The following is a 15,370-nucleotide window of genomic DNA, read 5'->3' on the forward strand; positions in this document are numbered from 1 at the left end:
GTCTAGCCGGCGGGACATTTTCCGCATGAATGCCTTTCTTTATATTTCACCTTCATTTAAGTCTTCTGGAAAATATTGCCACATCGAGATTAAATGTATCGATAATATTCACCTTCCAAATGGATATGAATATCCATCAGAAAAACATGAAGTGGACTGCCCCCACTTCCCTATTCTAATTCAGAGAGGCGAAGGCAAGTTCGAATGTTTGGATGATGCCTCCTATTGGGCGAGCATTACAAAGCAGTATCAGGCCACCCATTTAAGATGCTTTGTTGTCGATGATTCGAAACATTCAGTAGTGGAAACACAGGAACTGAAAATCATGTGTGAGTTTTACATCCCAGCCACTCGGAGCTCAGTATCATGTGAAAGGTTTATTGAGGAATATTACACGAATCCATATTTTAAAGGGTTAATACAAAGGTTCTTCTTTCTAGGCAGAAATATGACTGACGAATGTTTTTTCAGCCTTTTGGGCGCGTGGGGTAAAACGCTTAGGACACTAGGCCGGCGAAAAGCAAAACATGACGCTGTTACTCCCCATAAAAAAGAAGTCGAGAGTCCAGAAGCTGCTTCTCAAAAACAGTCATCATCTGATAGTTCTGATAAAGCGCATCCAAAATCAAATGAAGAGCTGTGGAATCAATTTGCGCGTACTAAAGGCGCCCTTTGTTACGAAGAAGTCATTAAACTTTTGAATTCAGAAGAAAAGATCAAAACATTCGACGCTCTCATTAGTGACAACCAACTTGACCAAGCTATTCAACGACTAAACAAATACATTGAAAAATTGAGTCACAATGGAAAATAAATCTTTATCCAATATAGAGAGAGATCCTATCGCCACCCTACCAGATCAGGCTATGGCGGATTTAATTACGTTGATGGCTGACAGCGCTCAGGATGATATAAGGGAATTAACTCAATTGCTTATTTTTCAAATCCCATCACCCTCAAAGTATTTATCACTTCTTTGTCAGATGTTAATTGATATGGAAATTTATGATCCTAATCACATCTCCAAAGATCAGCTATTCTCTATCAAAAAGCACTGGGCAAGCCAAGCAGCATCGAAGGTAATCTGGAAAGATGCGAACAACGGCGCAAAAAAGTTCCCCGCCCTATTTGGAATCCTTAAATTTCATAAAAAATGGTTACTGAAAAACAAGGATGACGCCTACGTTAGTGCATGCAAAGTTTTCCTATCAATTTGTCAGGTTGATTTCTCGACCCCCTGTAACGGTAGGCAATACTATGAACATACATACCGAGTCCGGGATGTGCTTATTAAGATTGCCGACAAGCATCCTGAACTTCTTTCAGGTTCAATTAAATCCTCTCGCATACGCATTTTGCAGTTCATTACTGAACTTAAGCATACACCTCTATGTAAGACAATAAATGACAATGAAAAATGGGAGGTTATAGAAAGTATATTATGTGATACTAGAACTTTTGCATGTCCATTACGAGCGGATGAACCAGAATGTGAATCACTGCCAACCTTAAGCAATGATACTATAGATTCAGCTGATGCCCCCTCCTCCATGCCATTTGATGTCGAAGAAACATCTGATCCATACGACTCAGCGGAATCTGAGGCCGCGTACAAGAGAAAGACCGGAAAGGCAGGATCCAGACTCACAAAAAAAGATGATCAGCGTACACTCATGTACAAATATCAAGCACTGGGTGCACGTAATAATTTTGCAATTACAGATGTACACAGACTAACCCTGCTAGCTCTATCCCGTTTCCTTAGTGAGTTATTTGAGGATGAGGATGCCACCGAACTCGATATTGCGTATGCGTTTATTCTGCTCTCTTGCGGAGTCCCAGAAGACAGGCTGGCTGAGATGGTCTCAACTACTGAACAAATGGCATTCAAAGAGGGGCTTATTTACTTCAGATGCGACACAGAAATTTTATACGTCTCCCTCAACAATGGTCATGCCACCTGGCCTGATGCAGATGGAGGCCATGCAGATCAGTTCATGGAAATTCTTTTACCTGCAGAGGTATGCAGAGTTATTAAAAGTTCAAAGGATGAGCATCCTTTTAAAGTGATTGCCGATAAATTTGATTATCGTGCACAAGCATTCGGACAGCATCACCCAGGTCTTACCCCCACAGCACGGCGAATTAAAAGCTCCTTTCACACTGTCTTTGCAGCAGACTGTTTTAAAGGCCCTTTAGAGGCATCATTTCTGAGTGGTACGATCCCCTATCAATATGCAGCTCAAGCGCATTATTACCGGTTTGATATGGAGAAGCTCAACCAGAAATACCAACAGGGCGTTCTCGATTTAGTAGAAAACATGATTTGGAATGGCCAAGGATCAGTCGAGTTCATGCAATACATTGCTTTGTTCCGTCAGTTCAATCAGGAAAGTTCACCCTCTGGATCCATTGGCAGCAGACTGGATGCTGATAGAGATGAATATTTTAAATTCATGGCATTCATACGAAGTGAATTCCATGATCACAACGACAGGATTGACTGGTACAGAGGTGAACGTGAAATCCAGCACGTGTTTTTGACGCTTCAACTTCAGCATCTAAACCTTTATTTCCTGACTCAGGTCGCAACAGCCCTTCGACCGCCTGGTAAAAAAACAACGTTTTCAGCAAACGAGCATTTTGATCTGGCATATAGCGACACTAAACCTTCCACAGATTTCACTGAGATAAATGTAGCGCCCGTGCACAAGGTCCTTAAAGCGCAAATCATGCAGTGTAGAGAGGATCTGGAAAAGCTTGAGCTATGGGCTAAGCAGAGAGGATTGATATTGAATCAAACTCGAAAATTTCATCACGATCTTGCCCTTACTTTCCGCCTTCGCAAAAATTCCAGAATGATTGTCCCCGAAAGGATGACCGGAGCAAAGGTAAGAGACATCGTTACCAAATTAACAGCCGAGAATGGTCTCAGTTTTAGCTTGCCAGTCAAAGCCAACAATCTCTTTCGCCACAAAAATGCAACCGCCCTCTATCAGGATGTTCCTGATATTTTACTGGATGAATACATGGCACATGGGCGTGAAGGCCTCGACATGTTCAACCCTTGGTCCACCACATCGTTCACATGCTATCCAACACTTGAGGATAAAATTGATGAACTCATTAAAGGGCTTGTCGGTAAGCCCTTAAAGGTAAACTTCCATGTTTGAGACTAAAGCCTATGGAATCATCAATAGTGATCCTCGTTTCTGGACGGCAAACAGAATTATATATTTAGAGGTATGCCTGCCCCACATCAACATAAACCCTTATATTGATGCATTCCGCCTTTCCGTGATCCAGAATGAAATCGCTGCTTCAAAAGAGATCAAGCACACTAAAAGAAAGGCTGACGGCTACATTCACGATGTACTGAACTGGTTGAATGAAATGGGGCTTTCCGATGCAGCATTGCCAGCAATCCCCATAAAAAAACCGCGTAAATCCATGTTAACCAGGAAAGAAATTGAGTTCGTACATTCAGGTGCGGTTGTTAAATTGCGAAAATTCTTCTGGGACACATGGCTTGCCTCATCCATCAATGCCGGAATAGATCAAGAAATCTTGTTTCCATTTGCCGTTGCATTCTCAGCCTCCTGTGAGGCCGGATTTGGTAAACCCATCATCTACTCCATGCTTTCAGAGCTTAAGCCGACCGATCTTATGAGTAATTTCTCGTTCCGAACCAGGATACACCCAGATGATAAGTCGGATAAATACAGCATCCTATATTTACCAACAACTACCCAGTTCATTCTCACCTCTTTTCTGCTGAAGAAGCCTAAGTGGCAACAAGAAAAGTATTTGTTTTTAACCGATAGCAACAGCAGTAGCAAAAAAGAACGACGCAAAAAGGCGCTCAAACTTCTCAAAGATATGTATAAGGGTTTTATTGAAGGCTTTAAGAAAGAGCATCCAGTCGTAAGTGTACCCGAGACTTGGGAGCAGTTTGGCAATGTGGCGCCATTGATTACTGTATTGAACAGGGAAATTGGATTAGAGCCATACATTGCAACCGTACAATCTGGGTACGCTTTGCCAGTAGCTCACCCTAGAGAGCTTGCATGTGCACTAACGACGGATGAAAACAACACATCAGGAAACAGGCGTATCAATTGGAATGGGATAGAGACTTTTAAGGCCAAGAAATCACTTTCATCTGTTGCAGTAAAGGAATTACCCGTCGAATCAATTGATGACAATGATTGGTGCGGTAAAAGCAAGTTGGTCATTAAAGTGCTTTGTAAGAAAGTCAAAAGCACCGTAAAAGAACACCAACAAATAGCTGCAGACGGAGTGACAGCAAAAGTAACTCAGCTTATCAATGAAGCAAAAGCAGAAGCCGATAAAATCACAGGCAATCCAAAAAGTGCACTTCACCTCGCTTTGAACTGGATTGAAAGTAAAGCCACAGGCTCAAATCCAATTGCCGCATCAACGTTCCATGATTACCTATACCGTGTATTTTATAATGGCCTGCTAAATGACCCGGATAGTGCAAACCTTGATGAATGGGAGCCAGAAGACCACGAACTGCTACTAGAGGATATCTTATCCCGTGACTCAATTAAATCTGAGAAAACAAGGAAGTCCATTACAACCCCTTACCTTCAGGCATACAAATACGCTAACGATCATGGATACTTTAGTGACGTAAACCTTAAATATATTAAACAGGAATGGGGAGGCGGCACTCCGAGAAATGAGATCATCGGCTTAAAAGATTTTGATTCATTTATTAAAATTGTTATGGAAAAAAATGACCCTTCACACTTCATGCACATGCTGGCTGTCGTTTGTCTTTTGGCTTACTACGGATGCATGAGATCAGGTGAGATCAGCAGACTCACTCTTAAGGATCTGGATATTAGCCAAGACTTTCTCTGGATTGATATACTGAAAGGAAAATCGGCATCTGCCCGCAGAAGAGTGCCCTACCACCTTTTAGCCCCTGAATATGCTCAGAAAATCATTTCAGATTATTACGCTTATAGGCGAACACAGTTTCGCGATGATGCTCTCTTGAAAGGGATTGCCCTATTTGGTCCGGAGAAGAACAGGAATCGATTTACAAGAAGTGCATTGGCTGATCAAGCCATCAGACTCTTACAATCATTCTTCGGAAAATCCTTCGCACTGCACTCCCTTCGCCATAGCGGCTGCTCATTTTTGCTTCTACGCATGTATAGCGCCAGATACCCTGCTATGACCGATTCACTAGTAGTTAGAGATCACGAAATATTTAGCCCGGAATACAGATCAAGAGCTGCATACCTTTTCTCTGGGAAATCTGTAGATGAAATACCTAATTATTGCGGTTCTTCCCTTATCAGGCTCAGCAAACTTATGGGGCACCTGGGCCAACAAACCACATTCAGGACTTATATCCACACCTTTCATGCCATACAGGCACATGCCATGACAAGGGTATCTGATGTTTTTGGAGATGAGGAATTAAATGGTAAAACTATTGGTACCCTACTGCCTAAAAGGAAATCCGGAACCACCCGGGCAGGAAAATACAAGGATAAAACGATAAACGCCTTGCTCGATGTTACTTATGAGGGAATTCGTCAAAGCAAGAGTCTCAGAAAACTCTTTGAAGGAATGGTCCTGTCTACGAAACCATAAGCTTATCTACTTTCGTTGATGGTCCAGGTGAAGGATTACACCTGGATTCACTAGTGGATCGCCGGTGAATTCAATGCCTGTATTTTCTAGTGCTTCCTTCACCATCATTAAGCTTTGAATCTTTGCAGCAGGAATCCCTTCTTGCAGTTCCCACCTTCTCAGCGTCGCAGGTCCTATCCCACTTCTTTCCGCGAGATCTAATGCAGTCCAACCTAACAGTGCTCTTGCAGCCTTAATTTGCGATGAGGATATCAACCATTGACTCCCAACGATATATATTATATCATGTATGCAATCGTATTGGAGAATATTAACATGCAGAGCAGGATTATGGAAAATAAAGTTGAAGGAGTCTATTCGGTAATAGAATACAAAATGCGGGCATCAAATAATCAGCATGACTACCTTAGACTAATACTAGAAAACGCCCATGAACGCCTAATCGCAAACTGCTGGATGAGTAACTATTGTGGCCCCTTGAGATTTAACACCAATGAAGTTGTAAGGATTACCGGAAAGAAAAATAAGTTGAGTTCCTCCACTGACACCGTAGATGTCTATTCTGCAGATGTAGTTACTCCTACAGGAAAAGATGCCCTTATAACGATTCCTGAGTCCTTAGTTGGCTGCCCCGAAGACATTCATAAACTAATTGAGCTTGTAGACTCTATCTGTTCAGAAGAATTGAAAGATTTTGTATATGAAGTATTTTCAAGTAGAGAGTTCGCCCTGCCATTTTGTACGCTAGCTGCCACTCATAATCCCCAACACTCAATAGAAGGCGGGTTATTAAAACATAGTGTTGAATGTGCAGAAATAGTCGCTGGCTGCCCATACTTGAGAATCATTGACCGGGACATTGCCACGGTCGCCGCCCTATTTCATGACGCTGGAAAAATACTGCCAAGGAAGATTGGGGGAAATGCTTCCCACATAAAGATGATTGATACGCTTAAGGTGTTGCACTGGTCACTATTAGGCTTGGATCATGACTGTCCAAATTTCGGCAAGGCATTGCGTGATATTTGGAGTTTGAATAAACCCACTAGGCATTGGGAATATGAGGAAAAGATGTCTATCGCAACAGTGGTTCAAATGGCGGATCGAATTAGTACTAATCTCAATATGGAAAAACAGCCTTTTTCAGTAGAAGAAACTTGGAGGAACCATGTAAGACACCCCATAACCGACCAACGGTTTTGGCGGCCATCAGAGGCGGCTATACCAAATAGCTTCTCTGAATCACTGAGCAACTCGGCTCAGTGGAGGTAAATTATGATTGATGAAATTATAAAGAAGTTTGATGGCGCATTTGCGGAGAATACGATCCGGGCATACAGGTCCGACTTCATCCAGTTTGAGCTGTGGTGCAGGAGTAAGGGAAAGGAGCCAATCCCAACGGATGCTGAAACACTTGCTCAGTACGTCGATGAAATGTCGCTCACATTAAAGAGTGCCACCATACGCAGGCGAATCGCAAGCCTCTGCTCCATATTTAAGCTCTCAAGGAATCCTGACCCAACGAATGACCCTGAGGTCATACTCGCTTTGAAAAGGATGCACAGGAGGATTGGAAGGGCTCAGGAGCAGGCTGCTCCCCTTACCCGAGATATTCTTGAACAGATGTTAGCCACCTGTGATGGCAGCCTTATCGGCCAGCGCAACCGCGTCATGCTTCTGCTTGGCTATGAAACGATGAGAAGGCGCTCAGAGATTTGCGACTTTAAATTTGAGGACGTTACTATCCTGCCAAACAAACAGACCGCGATTCGGCTCAACTTCTCCAAAACAGATCAGTACGGCGAAGGAAAGGTAATACCAATTAGCAGAGAGCTTTATGACACGATCTTAAACTGGAAAGAAAGCATTGCTGCAACGGATGGTTACATCCTGAGACGCATCAACCGGCATGGACAGGTTGGAGATCACCTGTCCCCCTCATCAATCAGCAAACTCTTGAAGGAAATTCAGCAGCAAGCATTTCAACACATTGAGCGGGAACTGAGCGGCCACTCATTCCGTGTGGGAGCTGCACTCGATCTTCTTAACGATGGATATGGTCTAGAGAAGATTATGCTGAGAGGAGGTTGGCGTACCGAATCAACCGCACTGAGGTACTTGAGGACATGGTCAGAGATCTAACTGCAATCATGCGTCCTAAGGCTCTAGATACCATTGCACGGTTTTTCGAATACCCGTTTCAAATGTTTCAGAAGGCTGCCAACCAAGCTCCTTGCCCATTTTTGTAGCATCAATGGCGTAGCGCCAATCATGTCCGGGGCGATCCGTCACAAACGAAATTAGTGATTCGTGCGGAGAATTCTGTTCGTTGGCTTCATCCATCAATCCACAAATACATTTCACGATATCGATATTGTTCCACTCATTGATACCGCCAATATTATAGACCTCACCCAATGTGCCCTTACGGATAACCGCATCAATACCGGAGCAGTGGTCCTCTACATAGAGCCAGTCGCGAATATTGGAACCATCGCCGTAAACAGGGATCGGAGTACTATTTAGACAGTTGCGAATAATCGTAGGAATCAGCTTTTCACTGTGCTGATAAGGGCCATAGTTGTTGGAACAGTTCGTTGTTGTTACCGGCAATCCATAGGTATGAAAATAAGCTCTCACCAGATGATCGGAGCCAGCCTTAGAGGCAGAATATGGAGAATTAGGCGCATATGGTGTCGTTTCGGAAAATGCAGGATCATCTGCTTCAAGTGTTCCGTACACCTCATCAGTCGAAATATGATGAAAACGACACTGGCTCTGATCAAAGGCCTTTTCCTGTTGCCAGTACTGGCGGGCAGCTTCAAGCAGCGTGAATGTACCCAGTACGTTAGTTTTAATAAATATTTCAGGGCCTGAAATAGAATTATCCACATGAGATTCAGCTGCAAAATGAACCACAGTATCGATTTCATATTCACGCAACAGGCGTTCAATCAATTCACGATCACAGATATCACCCTGCACAAAGGTATGACGCGACTCATCCGGCAATTCCTTAAGGTTTTCCAGCGAACCAGCATAAGTCAGCAAATCAAGATTAATGATTTTCACATCCGAATCAGTAGCCAACATGTAACGTACATAGTTACAGCCGATAAATCCGGCGCCACCGGTAACCAGCATCACTTCAGGTTTAAATTTCATCAGAATCCCTTCAATAGTGAACTAAGGTATGCCCCATATCCGCTTTTACCCAGAGACAGGGCGAGACTTTCCAATTGAGCATTATCAATATAACCCATACGCCAGGCCACCTCTTCCGGGCTGCCAATTTTCAACCCCTGACGGTGCTCGATGACTTCCACATAGCGTGCAGCATCCATGAGAGATTCGTGCGTACCCGTATCCAGCCACGCCATGCCACGCCCGAATAGTTCAACTTGCAGCTCACCGCTTTCAAGATAGATGCGGTTAATATCAGTAATCTCCAACTCGCCTCGAGGAGATGGATTCAGATCTTCCGCGATATTTACCACGCGGTTATCATAAAAATAAAGTCCGGTGACTGCCCAGTTACTTTTCGGTTGTTGAGGTTTCTCTTCAATCGACACGGCGCGAAAATCTTCTTCAAATTCCACAACGCCGTAACGTTCCGGATCCTGCACTCGGTAAGCAAAAACTGTGGCACCGGAAGTCTGCTGTGCAGCTGTCCGCAGCTGATTAACCATACCCTGACCATAGAAAATGTTATCGCCGAGAATCAGGGCAACGGAATCTTCCCCTATAAAGTCCCTACCAATGGTAAATGCCTGTGGCAGCCCATCAGGACTCGGTTGTTCAGCATAGGAGAGCTTCAGCCCCCATTGCGAACCATCACCAAGTAGTCGTTCAAAGTTCGGCAAATCTATCGGCGTGGAGATAATCAGGATTTCACGAATACCTGCCAGCATCAGGGTGGAGAGCGGGTAATAAATCATCGGTTTGTCGTACACCGGCATCAATTGTTTACTAACTGAAAGCGTTAACGGATGAAGTCGTGTTCCAGACCCGCCTGCCAAAATAATTCCCTTAACTGATAAACTCATAACTGAAGTTTCACCTTTTTTCACTATTCTTGTTTCGCCACAAACCGTAGTACGACTGATACGAATAAATCACTTAACACACAATCGTGCGCTAATCCTTCCCCAACCGATGACACACAAAGTGCATGATAAAAGCCCTGCCAGTACACCAACCATATCCAAGGCAAAGTCGCTCATCCAGGGCTCTCGGCCCGGCACCCAAAATTGAACAAGTTCACTGGCACCGGCAAATAGTGCCAAACAGACAACTAAGGTGCGCAGAGACAAAGTCGGAAGTGCGACCCTTGCTACAAAACTCAGTAGTGCAAATAGAAGAGCGTGCATGATATCTGAAGATGGCCAAAAACTATCAATCCAATTTAGAGGTTGCCCGATCCAGCTGAATTCCGATCGTAACCTTTCTAATGATGTGCTCGACAAGGTCATGGAAACAGTGACCCACACAAGCGTAAACAGAAAGAGTATCCACCTGACTACCGCCACAGCATTACACCTCATCTCGAGCCAGCGGCTTCTGCACTAGCGGCCCTATTTCCGTGCTGTAGCCTGTGACTCCAGGAACCATCGGTAGGCATTTGCCAGCCCATCACGAAGGCTTATAGATGCACACCACCCCATGTTGGCAAGGCGACTGCTGTCCATCAATTTACGCGGTGTGCCGTCAGGCTTGGTTGAATCGAAACGAATCTGGCCTTTAAAGCCTGTAACATCGCCAATGAGCCCGGCCAACTCTGCAATGCTTACTTCCTGGCCACTACCCACATTGATATGGGAGAGCATCTGCTGGGTATTTGTCTGATAAATATCGGATGGCAGGTCGAGAACAAACAGGGATGCAGCAGCCATATCATCCACATGAAGGAACTCGCGGTACGGCTTTCCACTGCCCCAGATCACCACCTCGGATACACCAGACTCCACCGCCTCATGGAAACGCCTGATCAGAGCCGGCACCACATGTGAGTGCTCCGGATGAAAGTTGTCACCCGGGCCATAGAGGTTCGTCGGCATGACGGAACGATAATCAACGCCATACTGGCGGTTATAACTCTCGCAAAGCTTTATGCCGGCAATCTTGGCGATGGCATATGGCTCATTGGTTGATTCCAGCGTACCCGTAAGAAGTGCATCCTCGCGCATGGGTTGCTCTGCCATGCGCGGATAGATGCAGGAGCTGCCAAGGAACAGGAGCTTCTGCACCCCTGCTTTCCATGCCTGATGAATCAGGTTGCACTCGATCATCAGATTGTCATAGATGAATTCAGCCGGGTAGGTGTTGTTGGCATGAATGCCCCCTACTTTGGCGGCAGCTACAATCACCATGTCCGGACGTTCTGTTTCAAGAAACTCACGCACTGAGGCCTGCTCGGTCAGGTCCAATTCTGCATGCGTTCGCGTTAGAATGTCGAGTTTTTCACCTGCATCTTTGCGTGCTTCGAGTTGGCGAATAATTGCTGCGCCCACCATCCCACGATGGCCTGCTACATAGATTTTCACTTTTTTGTGTTCCAGTTAGTTTTCAATGCATACAGGCATGTCATACCCATTCTCTTTCAGGAAAGCGTGACGTTGAGCCACCTTGAGGTCTTCAGCAACCATCTCGGCACACATCTCCTGTACGGTGATCTCAGGTATCCAGCCAAGGTTCTCCTTTGCCTTTGTTGGGTCTCCTAGCAATGTTTCAACCTCTGCGGGGCGGAAATATCGAGGATCAACCCGCACCACCACATCCCCCAATTTGAGTGCTGGAGCTTTATCACCTTCTATAGCATCAACTATACCTATCTCTTCAACACCGGAGCCTTCAAAACGAAGGGTGACTCCAAGTTCATTAGCTGACCACTCAACAAACTGACGCACCGAATGCTGAACGCCGGTGGCAATTACGAAGTCTTCAGGAGCATCCTGTTGCAGCATCATCCATTGCATACGCACATAGTCTCTGGAATGTCCCCAGTCACGTAGAGCATCCATATTACCCATATAGAGGCATTTCTCTAGCCCTTGGGCAACGTTTGAAATGCCTCGTGTGATTTTGCGCGTTACAAAGGTTTCACCTCGACGCGGTGACTCATGGTTGAAGAGGATGCCGTTACAGGCATACATGCCGTAAGACTCACGGTAGTTCACCACGATCCAATAGGCATACAGCTTGGCTACGCCATAAGGAGAGCGCGGATAAAATGGAGTGCTCTCATTCTGGGGTATCTCCTGTACCTTACCAAATAGTTCGGAGGTGGAGGCCTGGTAGAATTTCACCTTCTTTTCCATGCCCAGCAGGCGGATCGCCTCAAGCAAACGGAGTGTGCCTATGCCGTCCACGTCGGCGGTATATTCAGGGACCTCAAAACTCACTGCCACATGCGACTGTGCACCCAGATTATAGACCTCATCCGGCTGCACCTCTTGCAGGATACGGGTCAGATTAGATGCATCAGTTAGATCGCCATAATGCAAAATGAAGTTTTTGTTTTCGACGTGCGGATCCTGGTAGACATGGTCAACGCGCTGCGTATTAAATGATGAAGCACGGCGCTTAATACCATGCACCTCGTACCCCTTCTCCAAAAGAAATTCAGCCAGATAGGAACCATCCTGTCCTGTTACACCTGTTATCAACGCTTTTTTCATATCTAAACCCTTGTCAATAAACTTTGATCCAATCAGCCACTGTGATTGAGTGCTGATTTGAGCTCATCTGGGGGGACAGGTAGCCCATCAAATGCCCGCCACACTAAATCGGAGTTTGGAAAAAGTACTACCCATACAGTCACAGCAATCACAGAGAAATAGACCCTCAAGGTTTGGTGGTCAACGTACCATGCCTCGACCATGCCTTTGTATGGAGCGATAACCTGATCATAGAAGTCCAGTGAACCAGCATGCCCAGCGAGTATATCCTCTTCTCCTCGAAAGACGATCGGTCCAATACCAGAAAGCCCCGGTTTTACTTTTATTATTATTTTCTGCATATCATCTGGAAAAGCATTAAAGCAGCGCTCTGCCTGTGGTCTCGGACCAACGATGCTCATATCACCCAAGAAAACATTCAGTAATTGAGGCAACTCATTAATTTTCGTTTTCCGTAGAAAGCGGCCAACAGGAAGCACGCGCGGATCTCCCTTCATAGTCACTGTGCCGCTGCCAATGTTCGGGCTGTCTTTGAGCATAGTTGCAAATTTATAGAGCTTAAAAAGCTTACCATTTTTGCCAACACGTTCTTGAAGAAAGAACACCTCGCCTTCACCGCTAAACTTCAGCACAACCACTATTGGAATTAGTAATGGTGAAAGTAGAAGAAGAGAGAGGCCAGAGAAGAGTACATCTAAGAGTCGTTGCATGCTTACATCCTTTGGTCAAGATATTTGCCGGTTTCTTTATGTGCAAATTCAGGCAACAATCCAAAAAATAGACGGACAATATCGTCCTTTGACCAACTTGCATTTGTCTTTAGCGCAGCCATACCTTGCATAAAACTATCTAGCTTATCACCATCAAACTGTGGCTGATTACGAATCACCCCGATACTTTCAAGTCGCCCCATATCCAAATCTTCTTCGTCGGTAAAAAATTCCTCGAAGTCCTTCTCGCCAGTTGTGTCACTCTTAAAAAAGTAACAGGGCCACTGCTTTTTCAATATCAACTCATCAGCCCTCTCTCGAGCCTCGTCTTCACTGGCGCACTCATAGGGTTCAAATCCAAGTTGCTGCAGATAACGAACTGCAATGTCAGAAAAGGAGATCAAGTGAAGTTTTTCACTTAATTTGGGAAAGAAAATATTTCGGTTCTCTCCTAACAGGCATGACAGCAGGCACAACTCGCCGGATTCCTGTGGCGTGACAAAATAGCGGCGAACATCGTAAGGAGCAGAAATTGGTTGTCGCTTGGCAAACCGCTGATTAAAACCATGCAGCAGTGAGCCATCAGAAAAGGCCACATTGGCAAAACGTGCCATCGATACTGGCAACGTCAGACTCTCCCGCATCAGGAACATCTCCATGATGCGCTTGCTGGCACCCATCATATTGACCGGATTGGCGGCCTTGTCGGTAGAGACGCAAAAATATTTACGGGCCCCGCTGGCTCTCGCTAAATTCATAGTCTTTACAGTGTTGAACACATTAACTTCGATCATGCGCATTAACGTAAAGGGGTCTTTCTCGCTTCGCACATGCTTCAGAGCCGAAAGGTTCAACACATAGTCATAAGGGCCTTCTGCTACCATGAGCGCTTCAAACTCACGTCCCCCACAGTCAATGGCAAATGTACGGAAGTCACCATCAATGTATCCGAGCGTACTGCGAATATCGCGCACCAGCTCCACCATGTTGTTCTCGCTGATATCAACCACATGCAGGGCTCTAGGCTTACGCTTGAATATCTCACGTGTCACGGCCTGGCCAATAGAACCAGCGCCACCAATGACCAGAAACCGGGCACCAGCTACCTGCTCAAGCAATCGATCATTCAACCGGGAAATATCTGCATCAAACAGCGGAGAACTTCTGCCTATCAGCTGTAGCGTAGTCGTATCCAGACTCATACCAGAGCCTCCAGTAGCGCCGAGGTAACAGAATCTACCTCATCAATAGTCAGGGAAGGAAATAGCGGCAAAGTCAGCTCCCTCGCACAAATCTCGGCAGCCACTGGAGTATCTGCAGGGTCAAAATAGCCTTCGTAAGCGGAAAAACTCCAGAATGGTGGATAGTGGATGCTCGACTGGATCCCCTTCTGCTTCAGCGCCTCAATCACTTTCACCCGATCAACTTCTTCTGGCAACAACACTGGTAGAATATGATAAGCTGAAACACTATCTGGCAACATGACATCAAAGGGAATAGTTACCGGTGAATTCACAAGGTTGGCCCTATAACGGGCCGTCAACTTTGCACGCCGAGCGTTACCGGCAGGCAGCTTATCTAATTGTACCAGACCAATCGCAGCCCGAATTTCATCCATACGATAATTCAAACCCGGTTCAGCCACATCATAAGTTATAGCTCGACCCTTATGCCGATCCAGAGTCAATGTGGTCATTCCATGTGAGCGCAGATAGCCCAAACGCTGGTGCAAGCCTTCATCCTGCGTCGCTACCATTCCACCTTCACCGATCGATAGGTTTTTGTTACTAAAAAATGAGAAGCAGCTGATGTCCCCCCAAGTGCCACAGTTGCGTCCACCAACCGATGCACCAGGTGCATGAGCCACATCTTCAATCAGATGGATTCCGTACTCTCGGCACAACTCTGCAATAGCAGGCATATCACAAGGAAAACCAGCATAGTGCACCACAATCACAGCCTTTGTACGTGAAGTGATGCATTTCTTGATCGACTCTGCAGAAACATTCCAGTCACTTAATGATCTGCAGTCGGCCAAGACAGGTTTAGCGCCAACCATCTGTACAACATTGGCATCAGCAACAAAGGTCAAAGCAGGAATAATTACTTCATCTTCTGCCTCTACATCCAAAGCCAATAAAGCCATATGCAGTGCAGCAGTACCATTAGAAACCGCAACGCACTTTGTATCACCCCCCAGGTAGTCAGAAAAAGTTGATTCAAACCCAAGGATTCGCTCGCCCATCGTCAGCCAGCCACCCTCAACCACTTGTGCTGCAGCCTCACGTTCAAGGTCATCAAAATTTAATTTAAATAACTGTATATTCCACATTCAAAGATTCCTTTTGC

Annotated in this window: 14 protein-coding genes; 5 read left to right on the forward strand and 9 right to left on the reverse strand. The window is 45.4% G+C overall.

The features are described 5' to 3' along the window. The first annotated feature begins 25 nt into the window (after nucleotides 1-25). The 3 genes from Ga0123462_RS05560 to Ga0123462_RS05570 are packed head-to-tail and all read left to right on the forward strand — an operon-like array spanning nucleotide 26 to nucleotide 5,634. Nucleotides 26-814, forward strand: coding sequence for a hypothetical protein (locus Ga0123462_RS05560; protein WP_157821284.1), 789 nt, complete (start codon nucleotides 26-28; stop codon nucleotides 812-814). After that, on the forward strand, nucleotides 804-3,173 hold the full coding sequence (locus tag Ga0123462_RS05565; protein WP_100265390.1) for a hypothetical protein: 2,370 nt from the start codon (nucleotides 804-806) through the stop codon (nucleotides 3,171-3,173). The genes Ga0123462_RS05560 and Ga0123462_RS05565 overlap by 11 nt, the downstream gene beginning before the upstream one ends. Next, on the forward strand, nucleotides 3,166-5,634 hold the full coding sequence (locus tag Ga0123462_RS05570; protein WP_100265391.1) for a site-specific integrase: 2,469 nt from the start codon (nucleotides 3,166-3,168) through the stop codon (nucleotides 5,632-5,634). The genes Ga0123462_RS05565 and Ga0123462_RS05570 overlap by 8 nt, the downstream gene beginning before the upstream one ends. Nucleotides 5,635-5,640: 6 nt before the next feature. On the opposite strand, the gene Ga0123462_RS11650 is transcribed toward Ga0123462_RS05570, so the two are convergent. After that, nucleotides 5,641-5,889, reverse strand: a complete 249-nt coding sequence (locus tag Ga0123462_RS11650) for a helix-turn-helix domain-containing protein (protein ID WP_100265392.1) — start codon at nucleotides 5,887-5,889, stop codon at nucleotides 5,641-5,643. 60 nt (nucleotides 5,890-5,949) lie between these two features. On the opposite strand from Ga0123462_RS11650, the gene Ga0123462_RS05580 reads away from it, so the two are divergent. Both Ga0123462_RS05580 and Ga0123462_RS05585 read left to right on the forward strand, forming a co-directional pair. Continuing rightward, nucleotides 5,950-6,906 carry a hypothetical protein gene (locus Ga0123462_RS05580; RefSeq protein WP_157821285.1) on the forward strand — a complete coding sequence of 319 codons (957 nt, stop codon included), beginning with the start codon at nucleotides 5,950-5,952 and terminating at the stop codon, nucleotides 6,904-6,906. A gap of 3 nt (nucleotides 6,907-6,909) precedes the next feature. Beyond that, nucleotides 6,910-7,776, forward strand: a complete 867-nt coding sequence (locus Ga0123462_RS05585) for a tyrosine-type recombinase/integrase (protein WP_100265394.1) — start codon at nucleotides 6,910-6,912, stop codon at nucleotides 7,774-7,776. A gap of 15 nt (nucleotides 7,777-7,791) precedes the next feature. Here Ga0123462_RS05585 and rfbB read toward each other — a convergent pair whose 3' ends face one another. The 8 genes from rfbB to Ga0123462_RS05625 form a co-directional block, all read right to left on the reverse strand. Further along, entirely contained in the window at nucleotides 7,792-8,799 is a 1,008-nt protein-coding gene (gene rfbB, locus Ga0123462_RS05590; RefSeq protein ID WP_100265395.1) for a dTDP-glucose 4,6-dehydratase, read from the reverse strand. Continuing rightward, nucleotides 8,799-9,680, reverse strand: coding sequence for a glucose-1-phosphate thymidylyltransferase RfbA (gene rfbA / locus Ga0123462_RS05595; protein WP_100265396.1), 882 nt, complete (start codon nucleotides 9,678-9,680; stop codon nucleotides 8,799-8,801). The genes rfbB and rfbA overlap by 1 nt, the downstream gene beginning before the upstream one ends. 69 nt (nucleotides 9,681-9,749) lie before the next feature. Next, the gene (locus Ga0123462_RS11655) at nucleotides 9,750-10,178 is read right to left on the reverse strand and encodes a VanZ family protein (RefSeq protein ID WP_100265397.1); all 429 of its coding nucleotides are present in this window, start codon (nucleotides 10,176-10,178) and stop codon (nucleotides 9,750-9,752) included. Nucleotides 10,179-10,208: 30 nt separating this feature from the next. Beyond that, on the reverse strand, nucleotides 10,209-11,177 hold the full coding sequence (fcl, locus tag Ga0123462_RS05605; RefSeq protein WP_100265398.1) for a GDP-L-fucose synthase: 969 nt from the start codon (nucleotides 11,175-11,177) through the stop codon (nucleotides 10,209-10,211). A gap of 15 nt (nucleotides 11,178-11,192) precedes the next feature. Next, a complete protein-coding gene (gene gmd, locus Ga0123462_RS05610; RefSeq protein ID WP_100265399.1) occupies nucleotides 11,193-12,311 on the reverse strand; it encodes a GDP-mannose 4,6-dehydratase in 1,119 nt (372 codons plus the stop codon). A gap of 32 nt (nucleotides 12,312-12,343) precedes the next feature. After that, the gene (locus Ga0123462_RS05615; protein WP_100265400.1) at nucleotides 12,344-13,021 is read right to left on the reverse strand and encodes a sugar transferase; all 678 of its coding nucleotides are present in this window, start codon (nucleotides 13,019-13,021) and stop codon (nucleotides 12,344-12,346) included. Between the two features lie 2 nt (nucleotides 13,022-13,023). Then, the gene (locus tag Ga0123462_RS05620) at nucleotides 13,024-14,223 is read right to left on the reverse strand and encodes a UDP-N-acetylglucosamine 4,6-dehydratase (RefSeq protein ID WP_100265401.1); all 1,200 of its coding nucleotides are present in this window, start codon (nucleotides 14,221-14,223) and stop codon (nucleotides 13,024-13,026) included. Then, nucleotides 14,220-15,353, reverse strand: a complete 1,134-nt coding sequence (locus Ga0123462_RS05625; RefSeq protein WP_100265402.1) for a DegT/DnrJ/EryC1/StrS family aminotransferase — start codon at nucleotides 15,351-15,353, stop codon at nucleotides 14,220-14,222. The genes Ga0123462_RS05620 and Ga0123462_RS05625 overlap by 4 nt, the downstream gene beginning before the upstream one ends. Nucleotides 15,354-15,370 lie beyond the last annotated feature (17 nt).

The organism is Mariprofundus ferrinatatus (assembly GCF_002795825.1).
Lineage (GTDB): Bacteria > Pseudomonadota > Zetaproteobacteria > Mariprofundales > Mariprofundaceae > Mariprofundus > Mariprofundus ferrinatatus.

Coding starts and splice junctions, on each gene's coding strand:
- Ga0123462_RS05560 (WP_157821284.1), top strand. CDS start 26: ATGAATGCCTTTCTTTATATTTCACCTTCATTTAAGTCTTCTGGAAAA.
- Ga0123462_RS05565 (WP_100265390.1), top strand. CDS start 804: ATGGAAAATAAATCTTTATCCAATATAGAGAGAGATCCTATCGCCACC.
- Ga0123462_RS05570 (WP_100265391.1), top strand. CDS start 3,166: ATGTTTGAGACTAAAGCCTATGGAATCATCAATAGTGATCCTCGTTTC.
- Ga0123462_RS05580 (WP_157821285.1), top strand. CDS start 5,950: ATGCAGAGCAGGATTATGGAAAATAAAGTTGAAGGAGTCTATTCGGTA.
- Ga0123462_RS05585 (WP_100265394.1), top strand. CDS start 6,910: ATGATTGATGAAATTATAAAGAAGTTTGATGGCGCATTTGCGGAGAAT.
- rfbB (WP_100265395.1), bottom strand. CDS start 8,799: ATGAAATTTAAACCTGAAGTGATGCTGGTTACCGGTGGCGCCGGATTT.
- rfbA (WP_100265396.1), bottom strand. CDS start 9,680: ATGAGTTTATCAGTTAAGGGAATTATTTTGGCAGGCGGGTCTGGAACA.
- Ga0123462_RS11655 (WP_100265397.1), bottom strand. CDS start 10,178: ATGAGGTGTAATGCTGTGGCGGTAGTCAGGTGGATACTCTTTCTGTTT.
- gmd (WP_100265399.1), bottom strand. CDS start 12,311: ATGAAAAAAGCGTTGATAACAGGTGTAACAGGACAGGATGGTTCCTAT.
- Ga0123462_RS05615 (WP_100265400.1), bottom strand. CDS start 13,021: ATGCAACGACTCTTAGATGTACTCTTCTCTGGCCTCTCTCTTCTTCTA.
- Ga0123462_RS05620 (WP_100265401.1), bottom strand. CDS start 14,223: ATGAGTCTGGATACGACTACGCTACAGCTGATAGGCAGAAGTTCTCCG.
- Ga0123462_RS05625 (WP_100265402.1), bottom strand. CDS start 15,353: ATGTGGAATATACAGTTATTTAAATTAAATTTTGATGACCTTGAACGT.